The sequence below is a fragment of the Proteus sp. CD3 genome, assembly GCF_008808075.1.
In the GTDB taxonomy this organism is placed as follows: domain Bacteria; phylum Pseudomonadota; class Gammaproteobacteria; order Enterobacterales; family Enterobacteriaceae; genus Proteus; species Proteus appendicitidis.
The window spans coordinates 360628-382650 of sequence record NZ_CP019686.1; the positions used below are offsets into that span (position 1 = coordinate 360628).

Sequence of the window (22023 nt, forward strand, 5' to 3'; positions counted from 1 at the left end):
AAAGCCCGCATTGAGAAATGCGGGTTTTTTTTTGGGTGAAAAATCAGGAGAGCTGTATGCGAGTGTTAAAATTTGGGGGAACTTCAGTTGCCAACGCAGAGCGTGTGCTGAATGTTGCTGATATCGCTGAGAAAAAAAGAGAGCAAGGACAAGTCGCTCTTGTATTATCAGCACCAGCCAAGATAACTAACTACTTGGTTGCAATGATTGAAAAAACGGCAGAAGGTGAAGATCCTCTCACTCAAGTACGAGAAGCCGAGCAAATTTTTGCCAACTTATTACAAGGTTTAAGAGAAAAACAACCTGGTTTTGACTATGAGCGCTTAAAAGATAAAGTGGAGCGTGAATTTGCAGAGATCAAACATATTCTTCATGGGATCTCTTTATTAGGTCAATGCCCTGATAGCATCAATGCAGCGATGATTTGCCGTGGTGAAAAACTGTCTATTGCCATTATGGAGTCTGTTTTACAGGCTCGTGGCTATAATGTCACCGTGATCGATCCTGTCAAAAACTTACTCGCACAAGGTCATTATTTAGAATCAACAGTTGATATTCCTGAGTCTACTCGCCGCATCTTAGAACTCAATATCGCAAAAGACGATATGATTTTAATGGCTGGTTTTACTGCGGGTAATGAAAAAAATGAACTCGTGGTATTAGGTCGCAATGGTTCCGACTACTCTGCTGCTGTATTGGCCGCTTGCTTACGTGCAGAGTGTTGTGAAATTTGGACTGATGTTGACGGTGTTTATACTTGTGATCCTCGTTTAGTTCCGGATGCACGTCTGTTAAAAGGCATGTCTTATCAAGAAGCGATGGAACTCTCTTACTTTGGTGCAAAAGTACTTCATCCTCGCACTATTGCGCCAATCGCCCAATTCCAAATTCCTTGTTTAATAAAAAACACAGGCAACCCAGATGCACCGGGTACATTAATTGGTGATGGTCAAAAAGATGATAGTACACCAGTTAAAGGGATCACCAACCTTAATAATATGGCGATGATCAATGTGTCAGGGCCTGGTATGAAAGGTATGGTAGGGATGGCGGCTCGTGTGTTCTCTGTTATGTCGAGAGCGGGTATTTCTGTTGTTCTGATCACACAGTCTTCTTCTGAATACAGCATTAGCTTTTGTGTACCACAAAAAGAACTTATTAGAGCGCAAAAAGCCTTATCAGATGAATTTTATTTAGAATTAAAAGATGGTGTACTTGATCCATTAGATATCATGGAAAACGTTGCTATCATCTCTGTTGTAGGTGATGGTATGCGTACTTTAAAAGGGATCTCAGCGCGATTCTTCTCTGCACTAACTCGTGGCAATATTAATATCGTTGCTATTGCTCAAGGTTCTTCAGAACGCTCAATTTCAGCGGTTATTGCGAATGATTCAGCAACCAATGCGGTGCGTTTATGCCATCAGATGCTTTTCAATACCAATCAAATTGTTGAAGTCTTTATTGTTGGTGTTGGTGGTGTTGGCAACGCATTAATCGAACAAATCCATCGCCAACAAGCATGGCTGAAAAATAAGCATATCGATCTGCGTGTATGTGGTATTGCAAATTCACGCGCCATGCTTACCAATATGCAAGGTATTGATTTAGACAATTGGCAACAAGAACTTAAAGAAGCAAAAGAGCCGTTTAGCTTCAGCCAGCTTATTCGTTTAGAAAAAGAGTACCACTTCTTAAATCCAGTGATCGTTGATTGCACATCAAACGAAGAAATTGCGCAACAATACGCAAATTTCTTACAAAATGGCTTTAACGTAGTTACACCAAACAAAAAAGCGAATACGCTGTCGATGGATTATTACTACCAAATTCGACAAGCAGCGGAAGCATCGCGTCGTAAGTTCTTGTATGACACTAACGTAGGTGCGGGTTTACCGGTTATTGAAAACTTACAAAACTTGCTAAACGCAGGCGATGAGTTAGTTCAATTTAATGGTATTCTTTCTGGGTCATTATCTTATATTTTTGGCCAATTAGATGAAGGTAAAAGCTTATCTGAAGCGACTCTTTCAGCAAAAGATAAAGGTTTTACAGAGCCTGATCCTCGTGATGATCTTTCTGGGATGGATGTTGCGCGTAAACTGCTTATTTTAGCGCGTGAAGCGGGTTATAAATTAGAACTCAGTGATATCGATGTAGAGCCTGTACTGCCTGTTTCATTTGATAGCTCAGGTGATGTAACAAGCTTCTTAAACCGTTTACCTCAAGTTGATGTTGAATTTGATGCTAAAGTCGAAGAAGCACAAAAAGCAGGTAAGGTATTACGTTATGTAGGCATCATCAATGAAGGAAAATGCCAAGTTAAGATAATGGCAGTTGATGCAAATGATCCTCTGTTTAAAGTGAAAAATGGTGAAAATGCTTTAGCCTTTTACACTCGCTACTATCAACCTATTCCATTGGTATTACGTGGATATGGCGCTGGTAATGATGTTACTGCTGCTGGGGTGTTTGCAGATGTATTACGTACCTTATCATGGAAATTGGGAGTTTAAGCGTGGTTAAAGTTTATGCACCGGCATCAATAGGCAACGTGAGTGTCGGATTCGATGTCCTCGGCGCGGCAGTTTCACCTATTGATGGGCAATTACTGGGTGATTGTGTCACCGTTGAAGCGGCTTCGGCATTTACACTTGAGAGTAAAGGGCGCTTTGTTAGCAAATTACCTTCAGATCCTAAGCAAAATATTGTGTATCAATGTTGGCAGCTATTTTGTGAAAAGTTAGGCAAAGAACTCCCTGTTGCAATGACACTTGAGAAAAATATGCCGATTGGTTCTGGTTTAGGATCAAGTGCTTGTTCTGTTGTAGCGGCATTGGTTGCGCTTAATGAATTTGCCCAAAAGCCTTTTGGTGAAAGACAATTGCTGCTGATGATGGGAGAGCTTGAAGGACGTATTTCAGGTAGTGTGCACTATGATAATGTTGCACCTTGCTACTTAGGTGGGTTGCAACTGATTCTGGAACAAAATGGCATTATTTGCCAGTCTGTACCAACCTTTGATGATTGGTATTGGGTTATGGCATATCCAGGCATTAAAGTTTCAACAGCAGAAGCAAGAGCGATTTTACCAAAACAATACTCTAAAGCAGACATCATTAACCACGGTCGTTATTTATCTGGTTTTATTCATGCTTGCCATACTCAGCAACCAGGATTAGCCGCTAATTTGATGCAAGATGTGATTGCTGAACCTTATCGCACCCAACTTCTTCCGGGATTTGAAAAAGCCAGAGAGGCTTCGCAGAAGAAAGGTGCATTAGCTTGTGGCATTTCTGGCTCAGGACCTACCATTTTTACGATTACTGATTCATTAGAAATCGCACAAGAGATGGCCGAATGGCTGAAACAAAACTACGTACAAAACAGTGAAGGCTTTGTACATATCTGCCGTATAGATACGCGTGGCGCAAGACAGATAGGATAAGTCATGAAATTATATAATTTGAAAGATAATCAAGAGCAAGTCAGTTTTGCTCAAGCAGTAAAACAAGGTTTGGGTAAACAACAAGGGCTATTTTTCCCACAAGACTTACCTTCGTTTTCTAAAGCTGAAATTGATGAATTATTAGCACTTGATTTTGCAACACGTAGTAGCCGTATCTTAACGGCCTTTATTGGTGATGAAATTCCTGCTGATGTATTAGCAAAACGTATTAGCACCGCATTTGCATTTCCTGCACCAGTAACTCAAGTTGAAGACGATGTGAGTTGTTTAGAGCTTTTCCACGGCCCTACACTGGCATTTAAAGACTTTGGTGGTCGCTTTATGGCGCAAATGTTGTCAGAAGTTGCTGGTAACCAGCCTGTTACTATTTTAACAGCAACATCCGGTGATACTGGTGCGGCTGTTGCTCATGCCTTCTACAAATTAGAAAATGTACAAGTTGTTATTCTTTATCCTGAAGGCAAAATTAGCCCGTTACAGGAAAAACTGTTCTGTACATTAGGTGAAAACATTCACACTGTTGCCATTAAAGATGATTTTGATGCTTGCCAATCATTAGTGAAACAAGCTTTTGATGATGAGTTCTTAAAGAAAACAATGTATTTGAACTCAGCGAACTCTATCAATATCAGCCGATTACTTGCTCAAATTTGTTATTATTTTGAAGCGGTGGCACAAATTCCTGCTGAAAAACATGATCAGTTAGTGATTTCAGTACCAAGTGGTAACTTTGGTGATCTAACCGCGGGTTTATTGGCGAAATCCATGGGATTACCTGTTAAGCGTTTTATTGCAGCCACCAATGCAAATGACACTGTTCCTCGCTATTTAGATAATGGTAAATGGGAGCCGCACCGTACGGTTGCAACACTTTCTAATGCAATGGATGTTAGCCAACCAAATAACTGGCCACGTATTGAAGAGCTGTATCGTCGCAAAGGTTGGGATCTTTCTGATCTTTCTCATGGCTCAGTTAGTGATGAAACAACAGAAGAAACGGTGCGTGAACTTGCGAAGAAAGGCTATATTTCAGAGCCTCATGCTGCAATTGCATATCGTTTATTGCGCGATGAACTTCAAACAGGTGAATATGGTTTATTCTTAGGGACAGCTCATCCAGCGAAATTTAAAGAAAGTGTTGAACGTATTTTAGGTGGTGAACTGCCATTACCGAAAGAACTCGCAGAGCGTGCAGATAAAGAATTACTTTCACATTTCTTACCAGCAGATTTTGCTCAACTACGTGCATTTTTGCTTGAAAGAGCGCCTAAATAGCAATTACTTTAAATAATTAGATATTTAATTGAATAGCTCAACAAAATGTTGGGCTATTTTTTTATCTAAAAATAGGAAAATCAGTATTTAAAAAAGATAAAAATCAATTTATATATTTTATTTTAAATAAGTAAATTAATTATAATTAAGGACGTTAAGAATGAATGGATTCAAAGAAATAACATTTAAAGATAATATTAACAGTATTGTATTGAAAATAGAAAATCATATAAAAGAAAATAATTCAGAACTTTTTTTTAAGATAAATTCTGTAAGAAGAATATTAACTGAAAATTATATTGCTATTTTTATTTCTAAAAATGAATATGCTGCAAATGAATTCTTAGAAAAAATAGATAATAATTTCTTGCTCTATCATAAGAGTGATTTTACAAAAAGTATTGATTTTATTAGAAAAGAAATTAATTCAAGTATAGAAGGCTTGTTTTTTAATAGCGCTAAATTAGCTGGAAGAGAACCCAGTAAAATACAAAAAGAACGATTAAAATTATTAATACAGAACAATTTATCTGGTGATTACTATCTAGAATTTGAAGATAATAAGATTTTTATACAAATAGATAATGAAAATAATAAATTTAAAATTATTAATTTTGATGGGTATGCCAGTTTTTTTTATAATAAGCAAGAGCTAATAAATAAAATTTATGATTTTATAAGTGATAAATGCAATGATAATTTATTATATTATCGTTTTTATAATAGAAAAGAATATGTTAGCTGCTTTAATAATACAGAAAATTGGAAGGTAAATAATAAAGATATTCTTAGAGAAATAATTAATGATATTAAGGCAAGAAAACAGCTAAAGATTAATGAACATACTTCTATTGAATTAAATGAAAGTTATTCCTATAAAAATATTTTTATTATTAGGGATAAAATAGAAAATACAGAAAAAGTACTGCATATTTATGTTGATGATATAGAAGAGGCATTTACAGTTGCAAAATCTAAATATGATCAGATAACAGAGAGTGGTGAACATTTACTTTATAAAGTTGGCGAAGGCTGGTTTAGAACGAAAATGAAACGTAATGTAGTAACCACTTTTTCACAATATTTAGAACTACTAAAGCCACTAGAAAGAGTAATGAGCCGAGTTAATCTTATTTCTTCCACAGAAACAAATTATTATTTTAGCCATGTACATTCACTTGCTGGATTATGTTATGGCTTGAGCCTAAATTATTTATTAGAAGTGAGAAATAGTGGTTTAGAAGCTGGGAATAAATATTTACTTTGGTTAAAAGAGAGTGCTTCTTATTTTCAAGATGAAATGGAAACCATAGACAATAAATTGGATTCAGTTTTATTTAATAGTATACAGGAATATCAAATATTAAATTTGATTAAAGAGGTGAAAAGTATTATTTTTGCTCAAAATTTTCAAATGGAAAGGTTATGTAAAAATAAAAAATATTTTATTTTAGATATATTAAAATCGACTGAATATAGTGAAATATTAAATAAAAAAGGTTTGATGGAATCAAATATTAGTCATCTTGATTTTAATAAAGAAGCCATTAGCTCTCATATAGATCGCATAGTACAAGGATATGATGATTATTATGCAATTGTTGTATTTAAAGATCACGCCATAGCCCTGTCATATAAAAAATATTCTGAAAATAATTATAAGTTTACATTATTTGATTCAAATAGTGAGTTACTCGAATTCTCTGATCATTCATCTATAAAAAAAGCACTGAATAATAATATGGAGCTATATGGTTCTCATAATATAGATAGTAATGAATATATTATTTTTGATGAATATAAAAAAACCAATTCAATAAATTATAAAAGTGTGTGGGATGAGAGTGATATTAATAAAAATAAAGGGATTGCTGAAACTATAAAAAAAATTGGATTTTCATTGTCGTTTAAAGAAAATGTTACAGGGCGAGTTATTCATTATAGTGAACAGCAAGATCTTATTTTAGAGCTTAAAAAAGATAATTTTCTAATTGAAGTTATTGTAAAAAACTCATATGTTGATGAAGGGATTTATTTAGTTAAACATTATATTGATGATATTATTGAAAATAATCAGGCAAGTAAGATTATTTTAAATAAGAATGATGATAATAGTATTGATATTGAAGAAGTAGAATTTAATAACTTCCAAGAAATCAAAAAAGCAAATGGATATATTGAGTTTAAGGATATTTATTATAGGGATTTAATTGAAATAAATAGTTATTTAGTTAAAGGAAGTATATCAAAGGAATTAAAGGAAATAGTTTCTTTAATAGATGTATTAAAGTGTAATATATATTTTGATAAGTTAACGGCCAGCTTCTCTATCATTAGTAAAATAAAATCATTTAATGAAAACAATAAAAATATATCACTTGTTGAAATTTTAAGTAAAGTAAAAATTAAGTTAGAAGATAAGTTATTTTATGATAGATTAAATTATGGAAAGGAAAAACTAATTCAATTAGCTGAAAAAAACAGTTTGGTTGCTGCAAAACTTTATCAGTTAATGGTAAGTGAAATTAATGATGGTGCTCATGGTGTAAGTAATTTTATTTATAATCAAATTATTGCAAGCCCTTATTTACCAGTAGATAAAAACAGGAATGTTGGCGTTGAAGGGTATGATTATACTATTGAGTTTAAAAATAACTACCAATATTTAATTGAAATAATTGAACGTATTAATATTCCAGAGTTAAAAAATCTATTTTTGATAGAAGATAATAATAAGCTACATTTAAAAGAGAGTTATAATTATATTTCAAAGTATAGAGATAATGAATATGTGAATAAATTAATTTATTTAATTGAAAGTGAAATTAATTTTAAAAAAGGCGATGATTTAAGTTCTTATCATGATTTATACTTTGATTATTTTAGGAATAATCAATTTTCAAATAGGATGATTGTACGTGAAATAAATCAATTGGAAAATTACTTTAATAAAAACTATCGTGAAGTGAATTATGCTTATCATCAAAATAATTTTTATATTAATGATGATAATCCCAATGTTATATTTGAATATTCACTTAATCAAAATAAAAATAAAATGGATTGTAGTTATTTGTTATTTAATGATAATAAAGAAAATTTTAAATTTTTATTTTTTGATAATAAATTTTTTAATAATGGAAATATTGATACTATTATTATAGATAGTATAGATTCATTTTATCAAGATGATATTGTTATTTACTTTTATAATGGTGTTAAAAGTGATGGTTTAAAGAATTACTTAAATGATAAAAAAGAAATAAGTCATTTTCTTGATTATTGTTTAAAAAATAAGATAAGAGTTATTGCAACTGGAAATGAAGACGATATTTTATTTTACCAAGATTTTATTAAACAAAAACATGATGTCGAAACATTACAAAATATTATTTTAGAGAATCAGTTTGTTAATGAAAAAACGATAGTTTTTGCTAAAAAAGAAAAATTATTGAGTTATCAATCAGGTGATTTTTTTATTGAGGGAATTGCTCAACGATTAAATATGCCAATTTATCAGATAAATGATAACAAAGTATCTCTTGTAAGAGACAATGTTTTTATTAAAGCACCCATTGAACGACAATATATCGATAAACCGCTAATTGCAAGCTCGGCGATATCTAATATCATTATGGCTGAAGCCGATTATGATGATGTCTTAGTTGTTTCAAATAAAGAAAAAATAACTGTAGAAAATAATCGAATTGTAAAAGAAATCTATCAATTCATTTCATCTCTGTATCCTAATTACCGAGAAAGTGAAGAGTTTAAATTAGGTTATAATCAAGATATTAAGACGGTTTTTCATAATTACTCAGAACAAATAACATTATCTGATATTTTTGAATATATTAAATTAAATCGCTATGATCTTAATATATCTAAACTTGGTTCTATTATTAATAAAGTAGATGCTATTAATGAGGAATGTCATAGAAAAGACTTAAAGCACATCAGTAATGAAATTATCAATAATAATATTTCAATAAGTACTGTATGTGAAAAATATTTATATGAGTTATCTTCTTTTTTTAAAACTTCAGACAAAATTAATATAGAAAATAAGTTAACACAAGTAATATATGATCCATTAGTTAATAAAAAATTCAATCAATATTTAATGGAGGAAATAACATATCAAAAATGGCTATCATTTAGTTCATTATCAGAAGAAAACCTGACATTAACTGAAAGAACAAATCAAGCCATTGAGGTTATTCATGCGGTTTATGATAATCCATCATTGATAAAAAAATTAAGTCTGTTTTCAGAAAATTTGCTTGCTTCATTTTTTGATGAAAATAAAAGAGGTATTTTATATCGGGTATTGCTAGACAATATCTCTATTTTTAAAAACTATAAAAAAATAATAAATTCATTTCAGAATATTATTACCATGATCCACCATAAAAAGATACCTGACTCCTTATCCCCCTTTAAGGCATTAGAGAAAGTAAATGAATTAAATCAATTAGATATTTTAAAAGTAAATAACCAACGATTACTTAATAAAGAAAATGTAACAATAAATAATCTTTCTATTGATAAACAACTATTAGTTAATATGGGTGCGAAAATTAATGGAAAAAATATCGATTCTGTTGATCTTAATACAGTAAATAAATTGGAATCGAAACTTACCTTTGATCCCTATCACCTTAATGATTATTTTCTATCAATATCCGGTAGTGAAAAGGATAAAGATGTCATCTCTTTGTTTCGTCATTTATTAAATAATAAAGAAGAGAAAATTAAATATCTCCTTTCTAACGATGTAAATAGAATCGACTATCTTGCTGCATCTGAACGGTTAACTAAAATGATCAAGCTAGGGAATAAAGACTACAGTGATAAAGATTGGGATTTATTAAGAAATGCATCGCTAACACTTCCTCGACATATGAAAATAATTAGTAAAATTGGTTACGCTAATATTTCTTATGGTATGTGGCAGTCAATTAACTCTACGTTTATGCTTGCTGAACAATTAAATAATCCACTATTATCGCCTAAAGAGAGAAAAGAGATCATTAATAGCCTAGCTATTATGTGGTCTGAAATGGCTTATAATGGTCTTTCTGAGTTGATTGAAATTACATTAGCTAAAGGATTACTAAAATATCGCCATAACCCGCTTGAATATGTGAGTAAGTTAAGTACAAGGGTAGGAATTGGGCTTAATGTTCTTTCTATTGGATTTGATATTTATAATTCCTATGATAATTTTAGTCGAATTTCTAGTGAAAATAATGAAAAAAGGCAAATCGATTATATTGTTAATGGCTCCTTAGCTGTCGTATCTGGATTGGTTACGCTAGGGGTTTCTATTGCAATGCTTGCTGGTTCAACGATTGCAGGTCCTATTGGTATTGTTGCGGGTGCTGTTATTACTTTAGCAACCTCAATTTATAATGCGGCAAGACTTATCGAAGAAGCAAAAGCAAAAATCCATTTTACACCACTAGAAGAATTTAATAATGGATTTTATGCATTTTTAATGGGTGATCTTATTCCTGATAAAAAAAATGAAATTATTTATTTAGAAACAGAAACACAATTAGAGGATATGATTGATAAAAATGCAGTCAATTATCTTGATGAGATAAAAAAACAAAATCATCAGAGCCGTTATTTTTATACAAATGAAAAACAGATTTATAAAGAATATTATTATTATAAAGTCATACCCCATTTAATGGGGAAAACATTAGATTCAATTTTAATTCCATTAGGTGAATATGTTTCTCAACGAATATCTCAAAATATCAGTCAAGAAATGGCTGAAAAAATAGCAGCACTTTCTTATCATCTTCGCTCAGAAAAAACGGAATATAAATACTATCTTCCTAAAGAAGCCATTGCTACGAATGAAACACTTATTTTTGATATTGATTTTTATGTCGATGAGTTAAACCGTTATACAATGGATATTATTTCCGATGATGATTCTCCTGTTTTTGATAATCTGGTCGATAGTGATTTTTTGAGGGATATAAAAACAAATAGAGAAAATATAATTAATGTATTAGGTGTGGAAAATTTATCGGAGAGTTTAATAAAAGCGAATCAGTATAAAAAATATTATGTATCAGATTGGAATGAGAATGAAAAACTCTATTTTAATACCTATCATGGTAATGATATTATTGCAGCACCTTTAATAACTCAAAATATCTTTGATATCTATAATGGCACTAAACGAATAAGTGGAGGAAAAAAGAATGATATGTTCAATTTATTCTCCTCTGAATCGCCACTTTACGCGAGTCGTTTTTATGGCAGAGAGGGAAATGACACACTTCGTATTATAAAAACACCAAACAAATATACAGGTTATGAAGTTAATTTATCTGATAACTATGTTAAATTCAGGCAGTCAGAAGAACAAACAAACAGTCAAAATTTTCATTCAAAACTGTTTCTTTATCAAGAAAATGGACGTTTATATTCAAAGCAATTAGTTGATTCTATGCCTAATATTGTCTTGCAAGATCAAAAAGTAATTGCTTATTTAGACAGTATTGAAAACGTAATAGGAAGTGAAACTGGTGATGATATTATTTATGGTAACCAAGAAAATAATTATTTAGATGGTGCTGGCGGTGCTGATTTATTATATGGATTAGGCGGAAATGACACGCTGGTTTTACAAGAAGGTTATGCTGAAGGTGGTGAGGGAAATGATAGCTATGTTATTTTAAGATCATCTTTAGAAAAAAATTATAATATTCAATTTGAAACGATTATTAATGAAGTAAGTCATGTTGAGTCTAGTATTGTGCGATTAAACTATCATTTTGATGAAATTGTCGCTATTTCCCGTCGAGGAAAAGATATTATTTTTGATGTAAAAGTAAATGATGGAAATAAAAATAATGCATTAGTTTATCACTCTATAACGTTAAAAAATGTTTATCATGAAAATGATATATTAGCACATAGATATACGTTAACCACGCTAGATGGTTTTCTATTAACCGCAAATGAAAATAAAACGACTGAAGATAATGTGCTATATAAATTTAGTTATTTAGATAAATATAATCAAAATAAAGAAACTATTCAGAAGCTTTGTATCAATGATAATAACCATTCTTTGTATATTTCATATTCTGATGACAATAAAATAATAACGTTATTACCTCAGTTACAATACAGTGGTTTTTCTTTGGGTGAGCAATTAAAATTGGATATCCATGGTAATGAAATGAATAATCATTATTTAGGTATTACGCATAATTCATTGATTAAATTAAGTTCTGGCTATGATAGTTATCAAATTAAAACTTATTTAGCAAAAAATAAGTGTGATGAAATTAAGGTTTTGCTTTCTAACAATATTAATGGAATACAATCAAACAGTATAAGTGATTTCTTTCTATCTGATATCAGTGGTTTTGATTTAGTATTTAATCATGGGGTTCTATCACATCGTTATCATCCCGATGCTCATATAAAACTGATTTTCGAACCATCTCATCTTGAGACGATTTATAATTCTGATATGACAATTCGTTTTATTGATAAAGACAATGTGGTTTTTACGCTTCCTACAAAAGACAGCCCTCAAGGCTTACTTATGCCAGTTTCAGATCTAAATATGATAATAAATCAAGAAGATAATGTGCTTATGATCCCTGAATCGCTTACCTTAGATAAAGAGACATTATCGACATATTCACTTGATTCACCTCGCTCTTTATTAAGATCTGTTTTAATGACTCAACAGAAACCACATAATCAATCAATTGACCACTTGCCTATTCTCGAATTAATGGAAGGTGATGATATCGTCGTTAATCATAATAAATGTAGCTCGGTGATTGATGGCGGAAAGGGTGATGATCATATTGTGGTTAATCATGGACATCATATCTTAATTGCGGGTGATGGAAATGATAATCTAAATGCAGGAAGCGGAAATGATCTGCTTATTTCACAATCTGGTCATGATTATCTGAATGGTGGCATTGGAAGTAATGTTTATATTGTGCAAAAAAGGCAAGGTAATGTGACGGTATATGATGAAGGTGAAAATAGTCATCTTTTTATTACTGGGCTATCCGAGCAAGATACTTTTACTTATTCTGAAATCGGTGATGATATACAGTATAAAAGCCAAGATAATCAATTTACCTTAACCGTTAAAACAAAAGAAAATAATCATTCATCGGTTATTTTGATTGAAAAACAAAGCTCGCTTTCAATGCAGTCCCTCGCTTCTATTATTCAAGAAATGGCGCAGTTTAATGAGCAACAATTGACAACAATGCAAGGTAGTGAATTTATCCCATCGCCAACATGGTCACCATTATCGCTAGTGACAAAACATTTATAAGGCTCAATATAATAAAACAGCACTGATTTTAGTGCTGTTTTTATTGGTAGCTAATAGTTAATAATTTTATTTCGCCAGTGATTCTGCACGTTTAAATACGAGAGTGTTACCCTCTGATTCTGCTGAGTTAAACTGATAACCTTCAAGATCAAACTCTTTCAGTTGTGCTTTATTGGTCAGTTTTTCTTGAATAATAAAGCGACTCATTAATCCACGGGCTTTTTTAGCGTAAAAGCTGATAACTTTATATTTGCCATTTTTTTCATCAAGGAAAATAGGCTTAATAATATCAGCATTGAGTTTTTTGGGGTTAACAGATTTAAAATATTCATCAGACGCTAAATTAATTAAAATATTATCACCTTGTTCTTCAAGTGCTTTGTTTAACGTTTCTGTAATGATATTTCCCCAAAATTGGTATAAATCGCTGCCTTTTTTATTTTTTAGCTTTATTCCCATTTCAAGACGATAAGGTTGCATTAAATCAAGAGGACGCAGTACGCCATATAAACCTGAAAGCATACGTAAATGTTGTTGTGCAAATTGAAAATCATCTTCAGAAAAAAGTTCTGCTTGCATGCCGGTATAAACATCACCTTTAAATGCCAAAATAGCTTGGCGTGCATTTTCTGGTGTGAAATTAGGTTGCCATTCACCAAAGCGAGCAGCATTTAATCCTGCGAGTTTATCACTTATTTTCATTAAGCTTGCGATATCACTCGATGATAATTTTCGACATTCTTCGATAAGTTGTTGGGAATATTTTAGCAATTCAGGTTGGGTGAAGTGCGTTGTTGCTAAAGGCGATTCGAAATCCAGTGTTTTAGCTGGTGAAATGGTGATTAGCATAATTCCCTCGATACGTTATTTTAATGTTGATTAAATATAGCAAATTCTTGCGATTAAAGACTAAATTATAGTAATAGGAAAAAACAATGGTTTCTCTTATTTGTCGTAAAACTCGATAATTTAAACGATTCAGCCCGTGATCTTCTTCTGTTTTTTTCCGCTTTTGTTTTGCGAAAACGTTTGGCATTCAAATAATTGCTTTGTATGAATCTAAGCGTCTTGTAGTGTGAGCAGTCCATGTTATTATCAATAGATATCCGCAGGTGACTGCAAACAGATTTACCTAGTAGATGAGATAAACAAAATGACCAACAAATTGACTTCTTTGCGTAAGCTGACAACTGTTGTTGCTGACACTGGTGACATCGCAGCAATGAAACTGTATCAGCCACAAGACGCAACTACCAACCCATCTTTAATTTTAAATGCAGCTCAAATTCCTGAATATCGTAAATTAATTGATGAAGCGATTGAATGGGCTCGTTCACAAAGCGATTCTCGTGAACAACAAATTGTTGATGCTTGCGACAAACTGGCAGTAAATATCGGTTTAGAAATTTTAAAACTGATCCCTGGTCGTATTTCAACAGAAGTTGATGCACGTCTTTCTTACGACACGCAAGCGTGTATCGAAAAAGCACGTCATTTAATGAAACTTTATAATGACGCAGGTATTAGTAACGACCGTATTCTTATTAAATTAGCTTCTACTTGGCAGGGTATCCGTGCCGCAGAGCAATTAGAAAAAGAAGGTATCAACTGTAACCTGACTTTACTGTTCTCTTTCGCTCAAGCGCGTGCATGTGCTGAAGCCGGTGTTTACCTGATTTCTCCATTTGTTGGTCGTATCATGGATTGGTATAAAGCCAATACAGATAAAAAAGAATTTGCTCCAGCTGAAGATCCAGGTGTGATTTCTGTTACTGAAATCTATAATTATTACAAACAACACGGTTATAACACGGTTGTTATGGGCGCAAGCTTCCGTAATATAGGTGAGATTTTAGAATTAGCAGGTTGTGACCGTTTAACGATTGCTCCAGCACTGTTAAAAGAATTATCAGAAGCTGAAGGTGAAGTTGAACATAAATTATCTTACAAAGGTGAAGTGAAAGCGCGTCCAGAAGCTATCACTGAAGCTCAATTCTATTGGGATCATAACGCTGACCCAATGGCAGTAGATAAATTATCTGACGGTATTCGTAAATTTGCTGTCGATCAGGAAAAATTAGAGAAAATGATTGCGGATTTATTATAATTCGTCGTTAAATTCTTATAAAAATCTTAAATACCCATCTTATATAGGTGGGTATTTTCATTTTTTGCCTCTCAAAATAACATTTAAGTAAATTTTAAGATTAAATTGATTGGAATATATTATTTATCCAGTAATAATTATAAAAATATATTATTAAAATACTCTATTTATTATTGGTGAATTATGAAAAAGATTGTCTTGGCAACGGTACTTGCATCGTTATTTTTTAGTGGCGCTGTAATGGCTGAAAGTAAAACCGCTTTCTCTTTACCTGCAATTGAAAAAAGTGCTGAAAGTGGAAACGCAGCATCTCAGTATCAATTGGGTGTAAAATATGAAAACGGCGAAGGTGTTGAGCAGGATGGACAAAAAGCGCTGGAATGGTATACCAAGGCTGCCGAGCAAGGTCATGCTGAAGCACAGCTAAATTTAGCACTTATGTATGATATGAGTGATGATATTGACCGTGATGCAGAAAAAGCGGTTTATTGGTATAACAAAGCGGCTGTTCAAGGTGTCTCTTTAGCCCAATACAATCTTGCTGTTTCTTACGATGATGGTGATGGCGTAGCACAAGATCACGAGAAAGCAGTGTATTGGTATACTAAAGCCGGTGAACAAGGCGATAGTGATGCACAATACAACCTTGGTATCTCTTATGATGAAGGTATCGGTGTAGCGCAAGACCATGAAAAAGCGGTAGTTTGGTATACAAAAGCAGCAGAACAAGGTCACTCTGATGCGCAATATAACCTTGCTGTTTCTTACGATGATGGTGAAGGTGTAGAACGTAACGGCACTAAAGCGGTTTTCTGGTATACCAAAGCAGCAAACCAAGGTAATCGTGATGCGCAAAATAACTTAGGCGTAATGTACGATGAAGGCGACGGCGTTGCTAAAGATGCACGTAAAGCGGTTGAATGGTATAGAAAATCAGCTATGCAAGGTAATGGTTTGGCTCAAAATAACTTAGCTTTAAACTATTATTACGGTAAAGGCGTTAAACGTGATCTGAAAGAAGCTTATGCATGGTTCTCTGTTGCTGTTGAAAATGGTGATGGTGATGAAGCTATGCTAAAACGTACTGCTCGCGCATTAAATGCAGCACAATTAACAGAAGCGAAAAAATTAGCGGCTTCTTATATTACTAAATATATTGATGAGTAATATTAATTAATATTATTCAAGATTAAAGATTGGGAGCGTATGCTCCCTTTTTTATTATTGGCTAAAGCCAAATAAAAATAGATTGTTATCATTTTTATTATCTATTCTCAATAATCAAATGATGATTATCAGTAATATATTGAGATTATTTTTAATTCTCTTGTGTTCTCATGGTAATATCTGCGCGCAAGTTAGATGGTGATTGATTAATTGAGGTTTGATATGAACGAATTACGCATAGGGTTAGTTTCTGTTTCTGATCGCGCATCAAGTGGTGTTTATGAAGATAAAGGCTTACCCGCTTTAGAGGCTTGGCTAAAAGCTGCATTAACAACGCCTTTTCATATCGAATCACGTTTAATTCCTGACGAACAACTGATGATTGAGCAAACACTGTGTGAACTAGTTGATGAAGCTGGCTGTCATTTAGTGTTAACAACAGGGGGGACAGGTCCTGCGCGTCGTGATGTTACTCCTGATGCTACGTTGGCTATTGCCGATAGAGAAATGCCGGGTTTTGGTGAACAGATGCGTCAAATTAGTCTGAAGTTTGTACCCACGGCTATTTTATCTCGCCAAGTTGGTGTTATTCGTAATCAAGCGTTAATTCTAAATTTACCGGGACAACCTAAGGCGATTGCAGAAACGTTGGAAGGATTAAAAGATAACGACGGTAATGTGATTGTTAGCGGTATTTTCGCGAGTGTACCGTACTGCATTCAACTACTTGATGGTCCTTATGTTGAAACTAATGAAGCGATTGTTGCTGCGTTTAGACCTAAATCAGCACGCCGTTCCACTTCAGCATAAATAATGTAAGAGGTTATTTTTGTCACTAAATGTCTGGCTAGGAAAAGCTTTGACTAAGTTTAGATAATGCAAAAATAGCCTTATATTTATTTGATATTTTTACTATCAGAGTTGAAAAACATTATTTTTCAACCAATTATGTTCTTATTCTAAGCATGGTCTTAAAAAAACACTTCAGATAAGTTATGATGTTATTTGCAAGCGATGTAAGCCTATGAAAAATAACAAGTTTTAATTCTCGCCTTATTCTCAAAAACAAAATTTTCGCATTTTTTGCATTTTTTTTCATTATTCCCCTTGATGAATGTATTTATGACCCCATCTTATTTTTCAACTGCAATTACCACTATTGAGTTGCGTTGATTTTGTATCCGCTTTGAGATGATGTTGTTTAGTCTATTAATTTGTGACTTGAAAAATGAATATTCATCCTCATATAGATTGGTAATCGAATTGATAAAGAATTCTCTTTGGAGGCGTTTAAATGGGTAAAATTATTGGTATTGACCTGGGTACAACTAACTCTTGTGTTGCTGTAATGGATGGCAAAACTGCCCGGGTTATTGAAAACGCAGAAGGCGATCGTACTACTCCTTCAATCGTTGCTTATGCACAAGATGGTGAAATCTTAGTTGGTCAACCTGCAAAACGTCAGGCTGTGACTAACCCACAAAATACTTTGTTTGCCATCAAACGTTTAATTGGTCGTCGTTTTGAAGATGCCGAAGTTCAGCGTGACGTTGCTATCATGCCTTACAAAATTGTAAAAGCAGATAACGGTGATGCTTGGATTGAAGCGCGTAACGAAAAAATGGCTCCACCACAAGTTTCTGCTGAAGTCCTGAAAAAAATGAAGAAAACAGCAGAAGACTATTTAGGTGAAGCAGTTACTGAAGCGGTTATTACTGTTCCTGCTTACTTTAACGATGCTCAACGTCAAGCAACTAAAGATGCGGGTCGTATCGCAGGTCTTGAAGTTAAACGTATTATTAACGAACCAACAGCGGCTGCTCTGGCTTACGGCTTAGATCGTGAAGTGGGCAACCGTACTATCGCAGTTTACGACTTAGGTGGTGGTACATTCGATATCTCTATCATCGAAATCGATGAAGTTGATGGCGAAAAAACCTATGAAGTTCTGTCAACCAATGGTGATACTCACTTAGGTGGTGAAGACTTCGATAGCCGTTTAATTAACTATTTAGTTGATGAATTTAAGAAAGAACAAGGCATTGATCTACGTAACGATCCATTAGCAATGCAACGTCTGAAAGAAGCAGCAGAAAAAGCGAAAATCGAATTATCTTCTGCACAACAAACAGATGTTAACTTGCCATACGTTACAGCAGATGCGACTGGCCCTAAACACTTAAATATCAAAGTAACTCGTGCAAAACTGGAATCTTTAGTTGAAGATTTAGTTAAACGTTCAATGGAACCAGTACGTGTTGCATTAGAAGACGCAGGTCTGAAAGTTAGCGAAGTTAACGACGTTATTCTGGTTGGTGGTCAAACTCGTATGCCAATGGTTCAAAAAACCGTTGCTGATTTCTTCGGTAAAGAGCCACGTAAAGACGTTAACCCAGATGAAGCTGTTGCAATGGGTGCGGCTGTTCAAGGTGGTGTGTTAGCGGGTGATGTTAAAGACGTTCTGTTACTTGACGTAACACCACTGTCTTTAGGTATCGAAACAATGGGTGGTGTAATGACTTCCCTGATTGCGAAAAATACCACAATCCCAACTAAACATAGCCAAGTGTTCTCTACCGCAGAAGATAACCAATCTGCTGTAACTATTCACGTATTACAAGGTGAACGTAAACGTGCAAGTGATAACAAATCACTGGGTCAATTTAACTTAGATGGTATTCAAGCAGCACCACGCGGTATGCCACAAATCGAAGTTACTTTTGATATCGATGCTGATGGTATCTTGCATGTATCAGCGAAAGATAAAAACAGTGGTCGTGAGCAAAACATCACAATCAAAGCGTCTTCTGGTTTAAATGAAGATGAAATCCAAAAAATGGTTCGTGATGCAGAAGCAAACGCAGAAGCTGACCGTAAGTTTGAAGAATTAGTACAAACTCGTAACCAAGCTGACCAATTAGTTCACGGTACACGTAAACAAATTGAAGAAGCGGGTGATAAATTACCAGCGAACGATAAAGAAGCTATCGAAAAAGCGGTAAGCGAGTTAGAAATTGCTTCTAAAGGTGAAGATAAAGACACTATTGAAGCAAAAATTAAAGCATTAGTTGAAGCTTCTGAAAAACTGCTAGAAATCGCACAACAACAAGCTCAAGCTGGCGCAGCAGGTAATGCTGCGGGTGCTGATGCAAGTGCGAAGAAAGATGACGACGTTGTCGATGCAGAATTTGAAGAAGTTGACGGCAAAGATAAGAAATAATGCCCTTAACGGGCCACGGTAACTTACCAGTGAATAGTTACTGATACCGAACACGGGCGTCGAGGAAACTCAACGCCCGTGTGCTTATGTCAAGGGTAATCCAGAATGGCGAAAAGAGATTTTTACGAAGTACTCGGTTTAAGTAAAAGTGCCGACGAAAAAGAAATTAAACGCGCATATAAGCGTTTAGCAATGAAATATCACCCAGACCGTAATCAAGGTGATAAAGAGTCAGAATCAAAATTCAAAGAAATTAAAGAAGCCTATGAGATCTTAAGTGATGCTCAAAAACGTGCTGCTTATGATCAATACGGTCATGCTGCATTTGAACAAGGTGGATTTGGTGGTCAAGGTGGCGGCGGCTTCGGCGGTGGTGCTGATTTTGGTGATATCTTTGGTGATGTATTTGGTGATATTTTTGGTGGTGGTCGCCGTCAACAACGCGCAGCGCGTGGTTCTGACTTACAATACAACATGGATCTGACGCTTGAAGAAGCGGTTCGTGGTATTACTAAAGAAATTCGTATACCTACATTAGAAACATGTGACAAATGCCATGGTAGCGGTGCTAAAGAAGGCACATCAGCAGAAACCTGTTCGACTTGTCATGGCGCTGGTCAGGTTCATTTACGTCAAGGTTTCTTCACTGTACAGCAAGCATGTCCAACTTGTCATGGTCGCGGTAAAGTGATTAAAGAGCCTTGCTCTAAATGTCATGGTGATGGTCGTGTTGAACGCGCGAAAACGCTGTCCGTCAAAATTCCAGCCGGTGTTGATACGGGCGACCGTATTCGCTTAAGTGGTGAAGGTGAAGCCGGTGAAAATGGCGCACCAGCAGGCGATTTATACGTGCAGGTTCATGTTCGCCAACATCATATTTTTGAACGTGATGGCAATAATCTTTACTGTGAAGTCCCTATTAACTTCGCTATTGCTGCGTTAGGTGGCGAGATTGAAGTCCCAACACTTGATGGTCGTGTGAAACTTAAAATTCCAGCAGAAACACAAACTGGCAAAATGTTCCGCATGAAAGGCAAAGGCGTTAAATCAGTACGCAGTAGTAGTATTGGTGACTTAATGTGCCGCGTTGTGGTTGAAACACCAGTTAAACTCAATGAAAAACAAAAAGAGTTAATGCAACAACTGGGTGAATCATTTGGTGGCAAGAGTGGTGAGAAAAATACCCCTCGTTCCAAAAGCTTTTTAGATGGTGTGAAAAAATTCTTTGATGATTTAACCAAATAATTTCTCTTATCACCTTCAAAAAGACCTGATGATAAATTTTGTCATCAGGTCTTTTTATTTGAATGATATTTAATATTATCCCATCTTGATAGCAACAATACCGGCTAAAATCACTAAACACGCCAATAGCTGTTTACGGTTAAATTGCTCTTTTAACAGATAAACAGATAAGATCATGGCAAATAATACGCTGGTTTCTCTTAGTGCAGCGACAAGCACAATAGAGGCATGACTCATCGCCCATATCACTATGCCATAGCTTACCAATTGCATCACACCACCAAAGAAAGCAGGCTTCCAATAACTCTTTATCTTGGTTTTTAAATGTTGGCGATAACGAAGCCAAGCAAGTAAATACATTGCGATGCCATTTAAAAAGAAGAGCCATAAAATATAAGCAAACGGTGTTTCACCTACACGAGAGCCATTACCATCAGATAAGGTATAACTTGCGGTAAATAATGCGGTAAGTAACGCAAAAAAGAGTGCATCTTTATGTAAATTAAATTCTGCTATTTTTCTACTACGTGAGATAAGGATAATACCCAGAATAATAAACAAAATACCGAGTAAGCCAGTTACGGGTAGTGTTTCATGAAAGAGAAAAAAACCAAGAAAAGCAGTCATTAATGGCGCACTACCACGAGAGATAGGGTAGACCTGATTAAAATCAGCCAATGTATAACAACGACTTAAAGAGAGTGTGTAACCAATATGAAATAAAACAGACAGGGCAAGCCATTTCCATGCACCGACATCAGGTAGCCCAACCCAAAATAGGGCGGGTAGAGTTACAACACCTGAAAAAAAAGTCAGTAATGAGATCCCTAAAAATCGATCACTACCTACTTTAACCAATGCATTCCAACAGGCATGAAAGATAGCAGCAAATAAAACGGCAATAAAAATAGTAATCGACATATTGATAGAAACCTTAATAAAACGAGAGTATTCACTATCTATAAGACAATAACATAATGGTTAAATAGTGAAATGCATGACAATTTCTTTTCTCTTATAATTTTGGAATGCTGTAAATAAAAAAGATAAAAATAATAATTTTTTTGATAATTAAAGATTGATGTGTTTGAACTATTTTATCAATTGGTATGATTTATCAAAAAAGATGCTTGTTTTCACTTAATTGTAGAAAATAATATTTATATTCAATGTGTTATTTTAATTGTTTTTAATTGTTC

The 22023-nt window shown here is 34.0% G+C and carries 11 protein-coding genes; 9 read left to right on the forward strand and 2 right to left on the reverse strand.

The window, feature by feature from the left end; all coding sequences use genetic code 11:
• Positions 1–56: 56 nt before the first annotated feature.
• The 4 genes from thrA to BTA34_RS01685 all read left to right on the forward strand — a co-directional run bounded on the left by thrA (position 57) and on the right by BTA34_RS01685 (position 13085).
• Entirely contained in the window at positions 57–2516 is a 2460-nt protein-coding gene (gene thrA, locus BTA34_RS01670; protein ID WP_151434242.1) for a bifunctional aspartate kinase/homoserine dehydrogenase I, read from the forward strand.
• On the forward strand, positions 2498–3448 hold the full coding sequence (gene thrB, locus BTA34_RS01675) for a homoserine kinase (RefSeq protein ID WP_151434243.1): 951 nt from the start codon (positions 2498–2500) through the stop codon (positions 3446–3448). Before thrA ends, thrB begins: the two co-directional genes overlap by 19 nt.
• Positions 3449–3451: 3 nt before the next feature.
• Entirely contained in the window at positions 3452–4744 is a 1293-nt protein-coding gene (thrC, locus tag BTA34_RS01680; protein WP_151434244.1) for a threonine synthase, read from the forward strand.
• Positions 4745–4904: 160 nt separating this feature from the next.
• Positions 4905–13085 carry an RTX toxin gene (locus BTA34_RS01685; RefSeq protein ID WP_151434245.1) on the forward strand — a complete coding sequence of 2727 codons (8181 nt, stop codon included), beginning with the start codon at positions 4905–4907 and terminating at the stop codon, positions 13083–13085.
• A 66-nt stretch (positions 13086–13151) separates the two neighbouring features.
• On the opposite strand, the gene yaaA is transcribed toward BTA34_RS01685, so the two are convergent.
• Positions 13152–13934, reverse strand: a complete 783-nt coding sequence (gene yaaA / locus BTA34_RS01690) for a peroxide stress protein YaaA (RefSeq protein WP_151434246.1) — start codon at positions 13932–13934, stop codon at positions 13152–13154.
• 304 nt (positions 13935–14238) lie between these two features.
• Here yaaA and tal point away from each other — a divergent pair, with 304 nt between their 5' ends.
• The 5 genes from tal to dnaJ all read left to right on the forward strand — a co-directional run bounded on the left by tal (position 14239) and on the right by dnaJ (position 20824).
• Positions 14239–15192 carry a transaldolase gene (gene tal, locus BTA34_RS01695; protein ID WP_098941163.1) on the forward strand — a complete coding sequence of 318 codons (954 nt, stop codon included), beginning with the start codon at positions 14239–14241 and terminating at the stop codon, positions 15190–15192.
• Positions 15193–15375: 183 nt separating this feature from the next.
• The gene (locus BTA34_RS01700; RefSeq protein ID WP_151434247.1) at positions 15376–16359 is read left to right on the forward strand and encodes a tetratricopeptide repeat protein; all 984 of its coding nucleotides are present in this window, start codon (positions 15376–15378) and stop codon (positions 16357–16359) included.
• 222 nt (positions 16360–16581) lie between these two features.
• Positions 16582–17169 carry a molybdopterin adenylyltransferase gene (mog, locus tag BTA34_RS01705; protein ID WP_151434248.1) on the forward strand — a complete coding sequence of 196 codons (588 nt, stop codon included), beginning with the start codon at positions 16582–16584 and terminating at the stop codon, positions 17167–17169.
• Between the two features lie 484 nt (positions 17170–17653).
• Positions 17654–19579, forward strand: coding sequence for a molecular chaperone DnaK (dnaK, locus tag BTA34_RS01710; protein ID WP_109371849.1), 1926 nt, complete (start codon positions 17654–17656; stop codon positions 19577–19579).
• Positions 19580–19684: 105 nt separating this feature from the next.
• A complete protein-coding gene (gene dnaJ / locus BTA34_RS01715; RefSeq protein WP_151434249.1) occupies positions 19685–20824 on the forward strand; it encodes a molecular chaperone DnaJ in 1140 nt (379 codons plus the stop codon).
• Between the two features lie 75 nt (positions 20825–20899).
• Here dnaJ and BTA34_RS01720 read toward each other — a convergent pair whose 3' ends face one another.
• Positions 20900–21745 carry a DMT family transporter gene (locus BTA34_RS01720; protein WP_151434250.1) on the reverse strand — a complete coding sequence of 282 codons (846 nt, stop codon included), beginning with the start codon at positions 21743–21745 and terminating at the stop codon, positions 20900–20902.
• Between the last annotated feature and the right edge of the window lie 278 nt (positions 21746–22023).

Coding starts and splice junctions, on each gene's coding strand:
- thrA (WP_151434242.1), top strand. CDS start 57: ATGCGAGTGTTAAAATTTGGGGGAACTTCAGTTGCCAACGCAGAGCGT.
- thrB (WP_151434243.1), top strand. CDS start 2,498: ATGGAAATTGGGAGTTTAAGCGTGGTTAAAGTTTATGCACCGGCATCA.
- thrC (WP_151434244.1), top strand. CDS start 3,452: ATGAAATTATATAATTTGAAAGATAATCAAGAGCAAGTCAGTTTTGCT.
- BTA34_RS01685 (WP_151434245.1), top strand. CDS start 4,905: ATGAATGGATTCAAAGAAATAACATTTAAAGATAATATTAACAGTATT.
- yaaA (WP_151434246.1), bottom strand. CDS start 13,934: ATGCTAATCACCATTTCACCAGCTAAAACACTGGATTTCGAATCGCCT.
- tal (WP_098941163.1), top strand. CDS start 14,239: ATGACCAACAAATTGACTTCTTTGCGTAAGCTGACAACTGTTGTTGCT.
- BTA34_RS01700 (WP_151434247.1), top strand. CDS start 15,376: ATGAAAAAGATTGTCTTGGCAACGGTACTTGCATCGTTATTTTTTAGT.
- mog (WP_151434248.1), top strand. CDS start 16,582: ATGAACGAATTACGCATAGGGTTAGTTTCTGTTTCTGATCGCGCATCA.
- dnaK (WP_109371849.1), top strand. CDS start 17,654: ATGGGTAAAATTATTGGTATTGACCTGGGTACAACTAACTCTTGTGTT.
- dnaJ (WP_151434249.1), top strand. CDS start 19,685: ATGGCGAAAAGAGATTTTTACGAAGTACTCGGTTTAAGTAAAAGTGCC.
- BTA34_RS01720 (WP_151434250.1), bottom strand. CDS start 21,745: ATGTCGATTACTATTTTTATTGCCGTTTTATTTGCTGCTATCTTTCAT.